Below are 15,691 nucleotides of genomic sequence, written 5' to 3'. Positions count from 1 at the left end.
GGAGTAGGTGTAGAAAGGGTGAAGATATTTTGAGAAAGAAGATGATTATACAGATATTCTTTTCTATATAATATAATATCGAGCAACATATTGTTGGTTAGGTGCTTATTATGATATTAAAATCAAAATAATGCAGAATAGGGGAGTTCGTATTACACAGCAGGATAAATATATTTCGAGTATTAGAATATGAGATAACAAAGGTTGTAATTTGATGTGATATTTAAGTTGAAAATGATAGACATCTAAAACGAACGTTACAGATATCTGAGACGCAACTGACAGACATCTGAAACGAACGTTACAGATATCTAAAAAAATAGCGCCAATATTTAGCAGACTTTTATAAACATTAGCGGCATTCCATTTTGTTAGTGTGTAGGCAATAGGCACAGCCTACAATTCTCCCACCTATATTTATAAATTCGGTTAAAGTCCACGGGCTTTATATATACGCTCTTTAGCATTGTTTATCTCTTGGAATTTCTTTTCGGCAGCCTCGCGAATGTCATCGCCTAAGGTGCTTACGCGGTCGGGGTGATGTTTTAGTGCCATTTTACGATACGCAGCTTTCACTTCGTCGTTGGTAGCATTCGGCGATATTCCCAATATTTTGTATGCTTCATCGAGCCCTATTTGTTGATTGGAAGAGGCTTCCATATTCAGCATTGAGTCTACATCTTGTGCCGAAAGTCCAAGATAGGTTGCAACTTCTTTCAGGGCATACACCTCTTCCGGACTTACGGTACCATCAACTTTAGCTATTATAATAAGATAGTCGAGCAGTTGTAAGCGCTGTCCAATGTTCATGTGGAATGATATTTCCACACAACTTTTGCGTATAGTTTCTTTGAATGTAGTGGCACCCTGTTGTTTTTGCATTTCGAATAGCTTTAGCAATATATCTTCGCCTTGCCGAACAGCCTGTTCGCCAAAGTTGTTGCGTAGAAAGTTTCTAACGCAATTCATTTCTGAATGCATTATTTTGTCATCAGCTTTTATAATATACGATGAGAGTACAAGCATTGAGAAGAGAAACGAATTACGGTCTTCTTCGAATGGACGTTGATTAAATTGCGTGTCCGAATAGTCGTTTCTAAATGTATTTCCGTTTCCGTTGAAACCATTTTCTCTTTCCGCAGTGCTTGTAGCATCGCTTAGCAGGCTTCCTATGCAGTATCCTGCAATTGCACCTAAAACATTACCACCACTTAATATCCAGCCGAGTGCACTGCCTATCCATTTTCCTAATGCCATAACCTTTTGTTCTATTTATTTGCTATTGTGTGAATGCTAAAAGCGTGCCAAATAGTTAAAAGCCTATTGTGTTTTTAAATTCTATATACTTTTTGAATAGCCACAGATGACTATCGTAAATAACGTTTGTAAGTACCGATAGCAGATATAAGCCAACAAAAACCGATAGGATAAATATGAAGCTACCTACAAAGAATATCCACAAATCGCCGTCTTTGTATTTTTCTTGGAATGCTTTTAGTTTCGACGACGATTTTGCAATGTATTCCGATGTAGCCGCTGCTGTTGTTGCTGCCAATGCCGATGCGTGTAGCGACTGGCTACTTATTTTTGCTTTGGCAGCCTGAAGCATATCGGCTGTTGCCATCTTTAGAAATTTAGCTTTTGCTGTTGGCTGTGTTTCTGTTGTTTTTGCGTCTATTTTTCTAGCATCAGTTATGGGAATCACAGCTCTTGCTTGTGTTCTGAAGGGTTTACCATTACCCAATTGGCAGTTTAGCACACTACCGCAATAGGGGCATCGCACTTTTTGTAATCCTTGGCGTTCTGTGCTTGCTTTGAAGACATCGCCACATTTGTTACACCTAATCTTATATTCCATAATGGCGCAAAATTATAAAAAATCTTTTATTTGAGAAAAGAAGAAGCCTATAAGGTTGCTATTTTGTATATTATTTTAAATCAATCTGTGATAATATAGATATTGATAATTGACTATTGATATACAAAATAGACAGTATATTTCTTTTTATTCTAACTAAAATAAGTATCTTTGCACCATTAAATAAGTATTTATGGACTGGTTAATTAAATTATTTACTACTGACGATAGTGTAGCCCATATAGTGTTACTCTATTCTTTGGTTATTTCGTTAGGTGTTTATCTTGGGAAAATAAAGGTAGGCGGAATATCGCTTGGCGTTACTTTTATTCTCTTTGTAGGTATCTTGGCAGGGCATATAGGCTTTACTGGACCAACGGGAACACTTAACTTTTTGCAAGACTTCGGTCTTATTCTGTTTGTGTTTATGATAGGTCTGCAAGTCGGACCAGGTTTCTTTGAGAGCTTTGGAAAAGGAGGATTGAGACTGAATTTGTTGGCATGTTTAGCCATTTTGCTGAATGTGCTTGTTATGTTTTCTTGCTACTTTGCCTTTTTCGACACTACCGATCATAAGAATCTACCTATGATGGTGGGAACAATGTATGGTGCGGTAACAAACACTCCTGGGCTTGGTGCTGCAAAGGAAGCTTTGTACAGCGTGTTTCCTAATGGTATGAATTTCGATATTGCTTCGGGTTATGCTTGCGCCTATCCATTGGGTGTTATTGGTATTATTGGTGCAACATTAGCTATTCGCTTTATATGTAAAGTAGACATAGATAAGGAAAATGCACTTTTAACCGAAGCAGAAGGCGACAATCCTAATGCTAAACCCCACACTATGTATTTACGTGTAGAGAACTCGTATATAGGTGGACGAACTCTGCAAGAAATAACCAACTTCTTGAATCGTGATGTTGTTTGCACACGTTTAATGCACAATGGAGAGTTGTCGATACCATCTACGGACACTGTATTCCACGTTAATGATGAAATTCTGATTGTATGTGCTGAAGCAGATGCCGAAGCTGTTGCTGCATTTATTGGACCACAAATAGACGTGGACTGGCATGAAGAAGAACAACCACAGCAAATGGTGAGTCGCCGTATTGTTGTAACCAACAGTGGTATGAATGGTAAGGTGCTTAGCAAGCTACACTTCCGCTCTGTATACGGTGTAAATGTAACACGCATTAGCCGTCAGGGTATGGACTTGTTTGCAAGCAATAACTATCGTTTTCAGGTGGGCGACAGAATTATGGTTGTAGGTTTTGAAGAAAATGTGCAGCGTGTGGCTGAGCTGATGGGAAACTCAGAAAGACGGTTGAATGCACCAAACATTGCCACCATATTCGTGGGTGTCGTAGTAGGTATTCTGTTTGGAAGTTTGCCTTTGGCAATTCCTGGAATGCCCGTTCCATTGAAGTTGGGTTTGGCTGGTGGTCCGCTTATTATAGCTATTTTGCTTGGAAGGTTTGGCCATCGTATGAAACTTGTAACCTATACTACTACGTCTGCAAACATGATGTTACGCGAAATTGGCTTAGCACTATTCTTAGCATCAGTGGGTATTAAAGCCGGAGCAGGGTTCTGGGACACAGTGGTTCAGGGCGATGGATTGAAATACGTTTACACGGGCTTCTTAATCACCATTATTCCTATTCTTATAGTAGGTACCATTGCTCGTCTGAAATATAAGCTCAACTATTTTACCGTAATGGGTGCAATAGCAGGTGCCTACACCGACCCACCAGCATTGGCATACGCTAACTCTGTTTGTAGCGTAGAAGCACCAGCCTTAGGCTACTCTACGGTTTATCCACTGAGTATGTTCCTCAGAATACTTGTAGCCCAACTTATAATACTTTTCTGTTGTGGCGCTTAGCCTATTGCTTTTGCAGTGCCAATAGCATTCAGCTTAAATAGTAGCTGTGTTGCTGTGGAACGATAGCACAAGCGTAGGAAGAATATAACAAATTTAATTCGTTTATTTTTTATAATTAATAATATAAGGTATGCCTTACAAACGTTTGGCATACCTTTTCTTTTTATACCTTTTATAATATTCTTCGCTTTCGCATAAAAATAGCTGGAGAGTTTATAAGCAGCACTACTGTTTACACATTAATAATATTGAGTGCCTAAATGTTTGGGAGAAACGGTTGGGTGTAGTTCTACTTCTGTTTTAGATATCTGTTACGTTCATTACAGATATCTGTCACGTTCGTCTCAGATATCTGTCAGTAGCGTTTTAGACGTCATAGCAAATTGCAGCCTTTATAGACTTACATAATAGCACATAAAAGATATTTACTCAGATGCGGATAATGGAAGTATTTATTCTGTAATATGTCGATTTAAATATTAATATAAACTACTGGTTAGCAGTGTGTTGCTTAAAACTTATTGGCATAAAACAGAAAGTTATTACAGCACACGCTTTTCTAAAATATTCTCATCTCATTTCTCTTGTGTTCATTTGTTGTTTTCTTGTCAGCAATCTTTATTGCCTTTTTAACTTTACGTAGCTTGCCATACCTCTATTATAAAGTTAATAAATCTGCAGCCCCATAGCACAAAATCAGTCTATTCTCTAATATGTTATTGGGTGAGAAACCGTTTATAAGTCATAACTTATATGCACTTGTGGCATACATTCGTATGTTTTTTTGCCATAGTCCCATTAAGTTGGTACTTAGCCAATATTTGTAAAAAAATGGGCTATTATACCGCAATATAATATTTTTTATCTAATTTTGCACACTGTAATGCTCGTGCGCATTACATATTTTAGACAAGAACAAGAAGAAAGAATAAAGTATAAAAGATGGCAAAGAAAATTCAGTTTAGTCTCATTTATCGAGATATGTGGCAGAGTTCAGGTAAGTTTCAGCCACGCAAAGACCAGTTAGTGCGCATTGCCCCAGTATTTGTAGAAATGGGCTGTTTTGCTCGCGTAGAAACAAACGGAGGCGCATTCGAACAAGTTAATTTGCTTGCAGGCGAAAATCCAAACGAATCTGTCCGTGCATATACAAAGATATTACACGATGCTGGTATACAAACACACATGCTCGACCGTGGTTTGAACGCACTACGTATGTATCCAGTGCCCGATGATGTTCGTGCCATGATGTACCGTGTGAAGCATGCGCAAGGTGTAGACATTCCTCGTATCTTCGATGGTTTGAACGATATTCGTAACATCGCACCTTCTATAAAGTGGGCTAAAGAGGCAGGAATGATTCCACAAGCTGCACTCTGCATTACCACTTCGCCCGTACACACTTTAGAGTACTACTGCGAATTGGCAGATAAAGAGATTGAGGCAGGTGCCGAAGAACTCTGTTTGAAAGATATGGCAGGTATCGGACAGCCAGCATTCCTTGGCAAACTTACCAAGATGATAAAAGACAAACACCCAAATATTATTATAGAATATCACGGTCACTCTGGTCCGGGCTTGTCAATGGCATCAATGCTCGAAGTAGCAAAGAACGGTGCCGACATACTTGATGTAGCAATCGAACCATTATCTTGGGGAATGGTGCATCCAGACGTAATTTCGGTGCAGAGTATGCTGAAGAACGCAGGTTTCGATGTTCCCGAAATAAATATGGACGCATATATGAAGGCGCGTGCTATGACACAAGAATTCATAGATGAATGGTTGGGCTACTTCATTAACCCTAAAAACAAGATAAGCAGTTCGCTATTGTTAGAATGTGGTTTGCCTGGTGGTATGATGGGTTCTATGATGGCAGACCTTGGCGGTATTCACACCACCATAAACAACCTTCGTAAGAAGAAGGGCGAACCAGAACTATCGTTAGACGACCTATTAGTGAAGCTCTTCGACGAAGTAGCATACGTTTGGCCTCGTGTAGGCTATCCTCCATTGGTAACACCGTTCTCTCAATACACTAAGAACATTGCCTTGATGAACCTTCTTACTATTGAGCAGGGAAAAGGTCGCTTTGCAATGATGGACGACTCTATGTGGGGAATGATACTTGGAAAGAGTGGTAAAGTTCCTGGTAAAATAGCCGACGAACTTGTAGAGTTAGCGAAACAAAAAGGTTATGAATTTACCGATGCCGACCCACATACTTTGCTACCAAACGCATTAGACAGCTTCCGCAAAGAAATGGACGAAAACGGTTGGGAGTACGGACAAGACGATGAAGAACTCTTTGAACTAGCTATGCACCCAGAACAGTATCGCAACTATAAGAGCGGTCAGGCTAAAAAGAATTTCTTAGCAGATTTGCAGAAGGCTAAGGACGCTAAGCTTGGTGCTAAAGTTAGCATAGAAGAGGCAACAGCATTTAAGCACGCAAAAGCAGATGCCATTGTAGCACCCGTTAAAGGACAAGTGTTCTGGGAATTCCAAGGTGATGGTGAAGCCGCTCCTGCAGTAGAGCCATTTATTGGTAAAGAATACAAAGAAGGCGAGAAGTTCTGCTACATTCTTGCTCCGTGGGGCGAATTTGTAGAAATACCTGCCGCATTGGGTGGTAAGTTGGTAGAAATAAATGCAAAACAAGGCTCTAAAATTAATAAGGGTGATGTGCTTGCATATATCCAGAGAAACGAAAAGTAAGGACTTTAGTTAAATAAGATAACTACGATTCATTCACAAATTATAAGACTTAAACGCTTTCATGTTCTGTGAATGAATCGTTTTTCTTTTTATACGAGCAGGGAAATAGCATTGTAGACAGGAACGAATACAAGTTTATTGGAAGCCAAGTTTTATGCCATTGTTGTTTTAAGAGTATGGATTTACGTAGTCGGTTAGCAGAAAGAATATACGGAGAAGAGGTCAAACACTTTGCATCTATGGCTCAGTCTTCTTTCGACGACCGTGAATTTGGCGAGTTCTTCCAACTCTTATACGATGAAGAAGCGAGAGTTGCAGAGAATGTAGCTTGGATAATGAGCCATTTTAACAAAGCGGGACGGGAACAGCTGAATAGCAGAAAACAACTCATTATGACAGAAGCAATGCGCACTTCCAATGCTACGAAACTGCGTTTGTTGCTTACGATTATTTTAAGACAGCCCTTTTCGGAAGAGGAAATAGCAACTCCTTTCCTCGATTTCTGTCTTGATAACATTACAAGTTCTGCCCAAACAGTAGGCATAAAGTCGCTCAGCATCTATCTGTCTTTCCAGCAATGCAGGTTTTTCCCAGAGCTTTTGCAAGAGTTGGAAGCGATATTGCATTCTTACGACGGTGTGCCCTTGTCGCCAGGACTGAAGTGTGCACGGACAAAAGTATTGCAAGCGATAGCAAAGAGCAAGAAAAAACATAAATCAGAATGAACTATCAAGCCATCATAGATAAGTATTATCCCGAAGAAAACGAACTTAAAAAGATATTGTTGGTACACAGTCGGAGTGTTGCCGACAAGGCATTGGCACTTGTAGACCTACACCCTGAATTGCAACTCGATAGGCAGTTTGTGGAAGAAGCGGCTATGCTGCACGACATAGGCATATTCAAGTGCAATGCTCCGAGCATTCAGTGCTTTGGCGAAGAACCTTATGTGTGCCATGGACGCATAGGTGCTGAACTGTTAAGGCGCGAGGGCTACCCACGCCACGCACGTGTCTGCGAACGCCATACAGGTGCAGGACTTACCCAAAAAGAGATAGTAGAGCAGGGGATACCCTTGCCTCCGCAAGACTTTCTGCCCGAAACGGAAGAAGAAAAGCTGATTTGCTATGCCGACAAGTTCTTTTCCAAAACCCATTTAGATGTAGAAAAGACATTCGAACAAGCTGTAAAGAGTTTGGAGAAGTTTGGCAGCGATGGGGTAGAACGGTTTACAGCTTGGCATCATTGCTTTGAGTCCTAAGCGTTCCTAATGGTCGATTGAGGTTGAACCCATAAAAAGTTAAAATAAAGAAATAGCCACTATTTATTCTATTATTTGCGTAATTTTGTACGCAATTAGGTAATGAAAGCAAAGATACTCATATTCATTTTTACGTTTGTCATAGCATTCGCAATGGCATCTTCTGTCGTATCTTCTCTTCTCTTACCTTTTATTAATGCTGTTAGCGAAAGCAATGTAACAGGTGCTAAACGCCTAAAACCATTGCAAAAAAGTGCAGACACAGTGCAGACAACGATTGATACCACACAAATGGACTCGTTGCAACTCGCCATTTATAAGCACAATAAAGCTATAGACGATTCTATTCGTGTTGATAGTATAATGAAATCGAAATCGAATGGAATAGAAGCTCCTGTAACATATTCGGCAGACGATTCACTCGTTTACGATGCAAAGACACGTGTAGCGCATCTGTATGGCTCTGCAAAGATGAACTATCAGAATATGAAACTTAGCAGCGACAATGTTTCTATGAACTTAGATAGTAATCTTGTGCGAGCCAATGGAACTACTGACTCTACAGCAGAAGGTGGTATAAAAGGAAAGCCAGAGTTTACACTTAGTGGTCAAGAATATACTAGCGACTCAATGGCATTTAACATTAAGTCGAAGCGTGGAATGATAAAAGGAGTGTACACAGCTCAAGACGATGGCTTCTTAACTGGCGAGCGAGCCAAACGCGACTCTTCTGGCGTTGTTTATATTCAGCACGGTCGCTATACAACATGCGATAAGCCGCACCCAGATTTCTACATAGCTCTTTCGCGTGCAAAGGTTCGTCCTGGTAAAGACGTTGTTTTCGGACCAGCCTATCTTGTGGTTGCCGATGTTCCGTTACCTTTAGCAATACCTTACGGCTTTTTTCCATTCTCCAAGAAGTATTCTAGTGGTTTCATTATGCCAAGCTATGGCGAGGAGAACGACCGTGGTTTCTACCTTCGTGATGGTGGATATTATTTTGCCATCAGCGATAAATGGGATTTGAAACTCTTAGGCGAAATATACACACGTGGCTCGTGGGGCGTGAGTGCTGCAAGCAATTACCGTAAACGCTATAAATATTCAGGGTCTTTCCTCTTTAGTTATCAGAATACTAAAACTGGCGATAAAGGATTGCCTGACTATATTTCTGAACGAAGTTTTAAGTTGCAATGGAACCATCAGCAAGACCCAAAAGCAAACCCAAACAGTACATTGGCTGCCAGCGTGAACTTTGCATCGTCAAGTTACGAACGCAACAACCTGAACAGTATGTATAATCCGCAGACGTTGAGCCAGTCTACACGTACTTCATCTGTTAGCTGGTCGCGACAGTTCCCTAATATTGGACTTTCTATTAGTACTACTGTAAACCTATCGCAAAGTATGCGCGACTCTACCATTAATTTAACCTTACCCGACCTTAATATTAGTTTGAGTCGCCTCTATCCATTTAAACGCAAGAAAGCGATGGGCAAGGAGCGTTGGTATGAGAAAATAGCAATGAGCTACACTGGTCAGTTATCTAACTCCATTGCTGGTAAGGAAGACCGTATTCTGAGAGCTAACTTTGCCAAAGAATGGAAGCATGGCTTTCAGCACAATATCCCTATACAAGCTAATTTTACATTGTTCAACTATATCAATCTTAATCCTTCGTTCAATTTCACTGACCGCATGTATACTAATAAGATTATGCGCAGTTGGGATAATGTGCATTCACAAGAGAAACGCGATACTATAGCTGGTTTCTATAACATATATAACTGGTCGCTAAATCTTGCAGCCAGTACGAAGCTATATGGATTTTGGATTCCGAACAAAAAGATATTTGGTAATAAAATACAAGCAATACGCCACGTTATTACGCCACAAATAACATTATCGTATTCGCCTAACTTCGGGGCACCACGCTACGGATACTATGCCAGCTACCAATATACTGATGCAAGTGGTAATGTAAAGCTTGTTGACTATTCACCATTTCAAGAAGCAATGTATGGTGTGCCTGGAAAGACGAAGACTGAAATGATAACTTGGGACGTTAGTAATAACATAGAAATGAAAATCCGTAGCGATAAGGATTCCACTGGTTATAAGAAGCTTAGTATCATTGATGAGCTTGGAGCATCTATGTCGTATAACGCTGCAACCGATTGGCATAGATGGAGCGACCTTAGTGTGCGCCTTCGTTTGAAATGGTGGAAGAACTATACTTTCTCTATGAATGCTCAATTTGCCACATACGCTTACGAGTTAGATGCGAATGGCAAACCGTTTGTTGGCAATCATACCGAATGGGGATATGGTAGGTTACCACGTTTCCAAGGTATGTCGCAAAACTTCTCGTTTACGCTTACCCCAGATAAGATAAAGAAATGGTTTGGTGGTGGCAAAGCAAAGTCTGGCGATAAGCAGAAAGATGATGACGAAGGTCCAGATCCTAACATAGAGTCGAATATGGACGACACGATGGAGAAGGGTAAACATGCAGCGCAAAAGACAGGAGGGAGTATTGCCGAAACCGATGCTGACGGCTATATGCGCTTTAATATGCCATGGTCTTTAACATTTGGTTATGGTATAACAATGCGTGAAAACCAACAAGGTACGTTTAATAAAAAGCGAATGCGCTATCCTTATAAATTCTCGCAAACACTGAATGTTAGTGGGAATATACGCATTAGTGATGGCTGGAATATAAACTTCTCAAGCGGTTACGACTTTGACAACCACGCTATTAGTATGACTACGGCTAGTTTGTCGCGCGATTTGCATTGTTTCAATATGAGTGCTTCTATCGTGTTAGCGCCTTATACATCGTATAATTTCACTTTCCGTTGTAATGCATCAACACTTACCGATGCTCTTAAATACGACAAGCGTAGTGGAATTACACAGGCTGTTCAGTGGTATTAATGGAATAATGACAAAAGCTCTAATAGATAGATGCTTTTCTTACTTTTTATATAATAGGGCTAGCCTATAGTTTATAGGGTAAACTTATAATTGTTTATTGTTGCAAAATGTTCTTCTGTGCTCATCATATTCTGTAGCGGTGCCCAATAAGTTAGGCAATACTGCTATAGTTGTAATGGTTCAGTAGAATATAGACGAGGGAATTATAAGCTGCGACTACTGTTTATACAGTAATCAAATTGAGTGTTTCTTATATCCATAAAAGTCAGTCTGTTACATTTACTCTTGTTTCAGATATCTGTAACGTTTGTCTCAGATGTCTGAGACGATCGTGACAGATATCTGAGACGATCGTTTTAGATATCATAGAAAACTACAACCTTTATAAGTTAGTATCTACCATTTGTAGCGCTTTTGCACGTGCTATTTTACCAGTTTCGGTTATTGGTAGCCTATTTATGTGCTGATAGTGCGCAGGTTGCCAATATCGTGGCAATACTTTCATACAAACTTTACGTATCTCTTCTAAGTCATTAGCCTCTGTTAGTAGAACTATTTCCTCGCCAAACTTCTTATTCTTTCGTTTTGTTATTAGAAATGGAGTAACTATATAAGTATGCAATGCCTTTTCTACCTCTTCCATCTGTACTTTTATCCCACCCGTATTGATGGTATTATCTTTGCGTCCCAGTATGCGAAACTCTGTTCGTTTTCCATCGTCCGATTGTCGCAATTCTGCTATATCATTTGTTTCTAAGCGTTGTGCACAAACGGCAGGGGCATCTATTACCAGACAGCCATTGCTGTTTAACGACACCTTTACACTATCAAATGGCGTATACCAGTCGCTTCTTTCGTTTCCATTTAAACGGCGAAGAGCAATGTGCGAAAGTGTTTCTGTCATACCGTATGTGCTCCATACCGCATTCGGAAAGTTCTTTAGCTGTGCTGAAAGATTATCATCTATACTCCCGCCACCTATTATTAAATGACGAATACGCTTTAATCGCTCGCATTCCTTACTGTTTTGCAGTGTGTTGAACACTTGTAAAGGCACCATTGCAGCAAATGTAATGGGCGTATCGGGATTTGATAGCTGAGCAAGAGAAGCATCAGAAAGGGGGTGTCCAGATGGTTTCACATTCAACAGCTGCAATTTTCGCTCAATGCTACGCACCACAACCATCTTTCCAGCAATGTAATCGAGCGGCATACATAGTAAGGCTGTATCGTTAGGGTGTAAATTAAGAAAGTTGCAAGTGATGTGTGCAGAATTCAGCATACGTGTCTTTTCGACGCGCAACGGTTTTGGTAGTCCTGTAGAACCACTCGTATGGACCAGCAAAGTAGGGTCTTTGCTGTGCCATTCGCTAAGGAACTGTTCTAAAGTCATTGTTGTTTTCTTGTTAAAAAGAGCTGTTATCAGCCCTTTCTTACATATATATTTACAGTCTATTATACAGTTACTGCGTTATCCAAAGTTTATCGTCAATTACCTTTAAAGGCATTCTTACGTTGTCGGCAAATAATTGTCCAGTTCCTAAACCTTGCGCGTGGTGTATGTTTGTGCCATAAATGTGAGCTGTTAGTTGCGCAATAGCATTAAGCCCTACATTGCTTTCGAGAGCAGAAGTAATCCAAGAGCCAATGTGTCTTGCACGAGCAAGTTGTATCCATTCCTTCGTTCCAGCCATTCCGCCGTGCAAACTCGGTTTCAAAACAATGTATTGAGGGCGGATAGTGTCCAATAGCTCAATCTTCTTTTGCTTATCGTTAACACCAATCAGTTCTTCATCAAGCCCTATAGGTAAAGGCGTTTCAGCACAAAGCCGTGCCATTTCTGTCCATTGGTGTTGCTTAATGGGTTGTTCAATGGAATGAATGTCGTATTGTGCCAACGCTTCTATGCGTGAAAGAGCTTCTTTAGGTGTGAAACCGCCATTAGCATCTACTCTCAACTCAACATCATTACGGCTGAAAGAAGCACGAATGTGTTGTATCAGTTGCAATTCCTGCTCAAAATCAATTGCTCCTATTTTGAGCTTAACGCAATGGTAGCCTGCCTTTAGCTTTTCTTCCATACGATTAAACATTTCATTGAACGTCCCCATCCATACCAGACCATTGATCGGAATGCCGTCCTCGCCACGTCCGAAGGGCGTACCAAAGAAGTTTAAACTGCCTTTAGCATTAAATTGCGCCACTGCAGTTTCAATACCGAAGAGCATAGACGGGTAGGGGCGCATAGCTTCATAATTAATTATTCCCGTACGTTCGTACTCGTCGCAAAACGCTCTTAGCTTACGTTCATATTCGTTTGGTGGCATCGCATCGCACGAAAGGTCAGGCAACGTAGCACATTCGCCCACTCCCACCACGTTAGGTTGCTCGTCAGAAGTAAGTTTTAAGTAAAAACTAAGACGTGTATTGTACACCCCACGAGATGTTTCTGCAGGCTGAAGAAAGTGTAACAGCTTGGAAGTAATCGTTATTTTGCGCATTCCACTTATGGAAATTGAGGATATTTGTCAAAGTCTGGCTTACGTTTCTCTAAGAAAGCACGTCCGCCTTCTTGTGCTTCGTCCATTGTGTAGTATAGCATTGTTGCATCGCCCGCAAGTTCTTGAATACCCGCCTGACCATCTAATTCAGCATTCAGTCCAGCTTTTATCATACGTAATGCCAATGGCGAACGTTCCATCATAGTTTCTGCCCACTCTACACACTCATCTTCGAGTTTACTGAAAGGAACAACCTTATTTACCAAACCCATACGCTCAGCCTCAACAGCAGTATATTGACGACATAAGAACCATATTTCACGAGCCTTCTTTTGTCCTACTATGCGTGCAAGGTAGGAAGCGCCGAAGCCAGCATCGAACGAGCCAACTTTCGGACCAGTCTGCCCAAAGACAGCATTCTCAGATGCAATACTTAGGTCGCACATAACGTGGAGCACGTGTCCGCCACCGATAGCAAAGCCATTTACCATCGCAATGACAGGCTTAGGCAAACGGCGAATTTGCATTTGTACGTCTAATACATTTAGTCTGGGAACTCCGTCGCCACCAACATAGCCTCCACGTCCTTTCACATGCATATCGCCACCTGCACAAAATGCTTTATCGCCTGCTCCCGTAAGCAACACTACACGAATATTTAAAGCCTCACGGCAATATGCAAATGCCTGCGACATTTCCCAAACCGTTAACGGCGTAAACGCATTTCTATAGCGTGGGCGGTTGATTGTTATCTTCGCAATGTGATTATATTCCTCAAAAAGAATTTCTTTAAAGTTGAAACCTTCAATGGTTTTCCATTCTCTGTTAGCCATATTATGATTGTTTTAATTTATTGTTCTGTTCTAATAGCTTGTAAAAAGTGTTCCACGCCTTGGCATCGTCTTCAGATTTGGTGAAAATCTCCAATAATGCTGAATTGTCTCTGATGTTGAGGAACGATGATAAACCACTTTCCAATTCATCTGAATTAACTGCTGAAAGGTAGTTTATATTATGTGTTTGGCATATACCTTCAGCAGTAACGCTTGCACTCGCCCCCATTATTGCATATCGGTGTGCTGATTTCTCCAATCCAGACAACTGTTGGAAGATGCTACCACCATTATTATTTAGCAACAAGATAGATAAATTCTCTCCCAGATTACTATTCCATAAAGCATTCTGGTCGTAAAAAAAGCTTAGATCTCCTATAACACAGAAGATTCGCTTATCTTTGTTTGCTGCTGCTATACCTACTGCTGTGGAGAGCGTACCCTCTATTCCGTTCACTCCACGATTTACGAATATGAAGTTAGACGAATAAAAATTGCCCAAGCGAACTGCCGAACTGTTTCCGTAAACGAATGTTTTGGCATAGTTATTCTGTTGCAACAGCGTGTGGAAACGCTTCACTGCTAACATTTGAGAATAAGTAGGAGTGTATGATTGCGCAACGGTTGCTGCGTTTTTAAGTGTCTGTTGCCAATCGTTATAAAAATTAGAAGTAGCAAAACTCTCTAAACTGTTTGCCAATATTCTAATGAATGTAGCGCTTTGGCATTGCACTACAGTGGTAAGGTTCATAAATGTGTCGCGAATATCGCCACGAGCATCTACTAATATAGAGTGTGTTGGTGTGCAACTTCGTAAGAATTGTTTGCAGCGTTTACTCACTATCGTGCCTCCTATATATATAATAAGGTCTGGACGTAATGCTTCTGTGTCTTTAACAATAGCGATAGCTGCATCAAAGAACTGTGGTGTGGTGTCAGAAACATTGGAAAGCTTGTCTTGTATTACAACTATTTGTTGGTGTAGTTTTGCTAATTCCACTTTCACCTCTGTCATATCCCACCACGATTCCTGTCCTATCACTATCAGTGGGCGCTGCGCTTGTTGCACCATTGATACTACATTATTTACGGCTGTATAATCGTTGCAGACAGATGTAGCAGAAATACATCGTTCTTTAGGCAGTGTTGCCACATTATAGTGAAACAATGGTTCGCTTATTGGTACGTTGATGTGTACTGGCGCAAATGCAAATCGTTTACACTCTATAAGTGCTTCATTCACCAAACGGTTACAATACCAATGTTCTTCTTTTGTTTTTGGTTCGTTAAGATGAATGCTTTTACGCACAAACGGATCAAGCACATTAACCTGTGGCATAGTTTGTCCGTCCGATTGCCCTATCCATTGTTGTGGGCGATCGGCTGAAATAACTATTAATGGTAAGTTTTGATAGTATGCTTCTGCTACAGCTGGTGCGACATTCAGCAATGCCGACCCTGATGTTACGCAAACTACAACGGGCGAGTGAGTTGCCTGTGCAACGCCTAAAGCAAAGAATGCTGCCGAACGCTCATCGGTTATGGGATAGCATTTTATCTCTTTGCATTCACAAAGATTGTGTACAAGTGGCGAGTTTCTCGAACCAGGACAAACTACCGCCTGTGTTATGTTGTGCTGAACAAGCAACGCTGTTAGGATATTTACGTTCTCTTTATTGCTGAACATCTTTT

Annotated in this window: 11 protein-coding genes; 5 read left to right on the top strand and 6 right to left on the bottom strand. The window is 40.7% G+C overall.

Going from position 1 to position 15,691, the window contains the following annotated elements:
* Window positions 1-429: 429 nt before the first annotated feature.
* Together HMPREF9144_RS07815 and HMPREF9144_RS07810 are read right to left on the bottom strand one after the other, a co-directional pair.
* The gene (locus HMPREF9144_RS07815) at window positions 430-1,257 is read right to left on the bottom strand and encodes a DnaJ domain-containing protein (protein WP_006045406.1); all 828 of its coding nucleotides are present in this window, start codon (window positions 1,255-1,257) and stop codon (window positions 430-432) included.
* 55 nt (window positions 1,258-1,312) lie between these two features.
* Window positions 1,313-1,858, bottom strand: a complete 546-nt coding sequence (locus tag HMPREF9144_RS07810) for a TFIIB-type zinc ribbon-containing protein (RefSeq protein ID WP_006045405.1) — start codon at window positions 1,856-1,858, stop codon at window positions 1,313-1,315.
* Between the two features lie 193 nt (window positions 1,859-2,051).
* Between HMPREF9144_RS07810 and HMPREF9144_RS07805 the strand changes: the two genes are divergently transcribed.
* From HMPREF9144_RS07805 to HMPREF9144_RS07785, 5 genes are all read left to right on the top strand, one after another.
* Window positions 2,052-3,746, top strand: a complete 1,695-nt coding sequence (locus HMPREF9144_RS07805) for a putative transporter (RefSeq protein ID WP_006045404.1) — start codon at window positions 2,052-2,054, stop codon at window positions 3,744-3,746.
* Between the two features lie 942 nt (window positions 3,747-4,688).
* Window positions 4,689-6,464 carry a hydroxymethylglutaryl-CoA lyase-like TIM-barrel protein gene (locus tag HMPREF9144_RS07800; RefSeq protein WP_006045401.1) on the top strand — a complete coding sequence of 592 codons (1,776 nt, stop codon included), beginning with the start codon at window positions 4,689-4,691 and terminating at the stop codon, window positions 6,462-6,464.
* Window positions 6,465-6,640: 176 nt separating this feature from the next.
* A complete protein-coding gene (locus tag HMPREF9144_RS07795) occupies window positions 6,641-7,189 on the top strand; it encodes a HEAT-like fold family protein (protein ID WP_040595420.1) in 549 nt (182 codons plus the stop codon).
* Window positions 7,186-7,725 carry an HD domain-containing protein gene (locus tag HMPREF9144_RS07790; RefSeq protein WP_006045399.1) on the top strand — a complete coding sequence of 180 codons (540 nt, stop codon included), beginning with the start codon at window positions 7,186-7,188 and terminating at the stop codon, window positions 7,723-7,725. Before HMPREF9144_RS07795 ends, HMPREF9144_RS07790 begins: the two co-directional genes overlap by 4 nt.
* 102 nt (window positions 7,726-7,827) lie before the next feature.
* Window positions 7,828-10,665: a putative LPS assembly protein LptD gene (locus HMPREF9144_RS07785; RefSeq protein WP_006045398.1), complete on the top strand. Its 2,838-nt coding sequence runs from the start codon at window positions 7,828-7,830 to the stop codon at window positions 10,663-10,665.
* 382 nt (window positions 10,666-11,047) lie between these two features.
* On the opposite strand, the gene HMPREF9144_RS07780 is transcribed toward HMPREF9144_RS07785, so the two are convergent.
* The 4 genes from HMPREF9144_RS07780 to menD all read right to left on the bottom strand — a co-directional run bounded on the left by HMPREF9144_RS07780 (window position 11,048) and on the right by menD (window position 15,686).
* Window positions 11,048-12,058 carry an AMP-binding protein gene (locus HMPREF9144_RS07780; protein ID WP_006045397.1) on the bottom strand — a complete coding sequence of 337 codons (1,011 nt, stop codon included), beginning with the start codon at window positions 12,056-12,058 and terminating at the stop codon, window positions 11,048-11,050.
* 70 nt (window positions 12,059-12,128) lie between these two features.
* A complete protein-coding gene (locus tag HMPREF9144_RS07775) occupies window positions 12,129-13,166 on the bottom strand; it encodes an o-succinylbenzoate synthase (RefSeq protein ID WP_006045396.1) in 1,038 nt (345 codons plus the stop codon).
* A 5-nt stretch (window positions 13,167-13,171) separates the two neighbouring features.
* Window positions 13,172-13,999 carry a 1,4-dihydroxy-2-naphthoyl-CoA synthase gene (gene menB / locus HMPREF9144_RS07770; protein ID WP_006045395.1) on the bottom strand — a complete coding sequence of 276 codons (828 nt, stop codon included), beginning with the start codon at window positions 13,997-13,999 and terminating at the stop codon, window positions 13,172-13,174.
* Window position 14,000: 1 nt separating this feature from the next.
* The gene (menD, locus tag HMPREF9144_RS07765) at window positions 14,001-15,686 is read right to left on the bottom strand and encodes a 2-succinyl-5-enolpyruvyl-6-hydroxy-3-cyclohexene-1-carboxylic-acid synthase (RefSeq protein WP_006045394.1); all 1,686 of its coding nucleotides are present in this window, start codon (window positions 15,684-15,686) and stop codon (window positions 14,001-14,003) included.
* Between the last annotated feature and the right edge of the window lie 5 nt (window positions 15,687-15,691).

Origin of the sequence: Prevotella pallens ATCC 700821, assembly GCF_000220255.1 — a bacterium.
Lineage (GTDB): Bacteria > Bacteroidota > Bacteroidia > Bacteroidales > Bacteroidaceae > Prevotella > Prevotella pallens.
This window is presented reverse-complemented; position numbering and strand designations above follow the sequence as displayed.

What these genes read in the sequence shown, in the direction of transcription:
- HMPREF9144_RS07790 (WP_006045399.1), top strand. Translation starts at nt 7,186, where the DNA reads ATGAACTATCAAGCCATCATAGATAAGTATTATCCCGAAGAAAACGAA.
- menB (WP_006045395.1), bottom strand. Translation starts at nt 13,999, where the DNA reads ATGGCTAACAGAGAATGGAAAACCATTGAAGGTTTCAACTTTAAAGAA.
- HMPREF9144_RS07800 (WP_006045401.1), top strand. Translation starts at nt 4,689, where the DNA reads ATGGCAAAGAAAATTCAGTTTAGTCTCATTTATCGAGATATGTGGCAG.
- HMPREF9144_RS07795 (WP_040595420.1), top strand. Translation starts at nt 6,641, where the DNA reads ATGGATTTACGTAGTCGGTTAGCAGAAAGAATATACGGAGAAGAGGTC.
- HMPREF9144_RS07785 (WP_006045398.1), top strand. Translation starts at nt 7,828, where the DNA reads ATGAAAGCAAAGATACTCATATTCATTTTTACGTTTGTCATAGCATTC.
- HMPREF9144_RS07815 (WP_006045406.1), bottom strand. Translation starts at nt 1,257, where the DNA reads ATGGCATTAGGAAAATGGATAGGCAGTGCACTCGGCTGGATATTAAGT.
- HMPREF9144_RS07805 (WP_006045404.1), top strand. Translation starts at nt 2,052, where the DNA reads ATGGACTGGTTAATTAAATTATTTACTACTGACGATAGTGTAGCCCAT.
- HMPREF9144_RS07780 (WP_006045397.1), bottom strand. Translation starts at nt 12,058, where the DNA reads ATGACTTTAGAACAGTTCCTTAGCGAATGGCACAGCAAAGACCCTACT.
- HMPREF9144_RS07810 (WP_006045405.1), bottom strand. Translation starts at nt 1,858, where the DNA reads ATGGAATATAAGATTAGGTGTAACAAATGTGGCGATGTCTTCAAAGCA.
- menD (WP_006045394.1), bottom strand. Translation starts at nt 15,686, where the DNA reads ATGTTCAGCAATAAAGAGAACGTAAATATCCTAACAGCGTTGCTTGTT.
- HMPREF9144_RS07775 (WP_006045396.1), bottom strand. Translation starts at nt 13,166, where the DNA reads ATGCGCAAAATAACGATTACTTCCAAGCTGTTACACTTTCTTCAGCCT.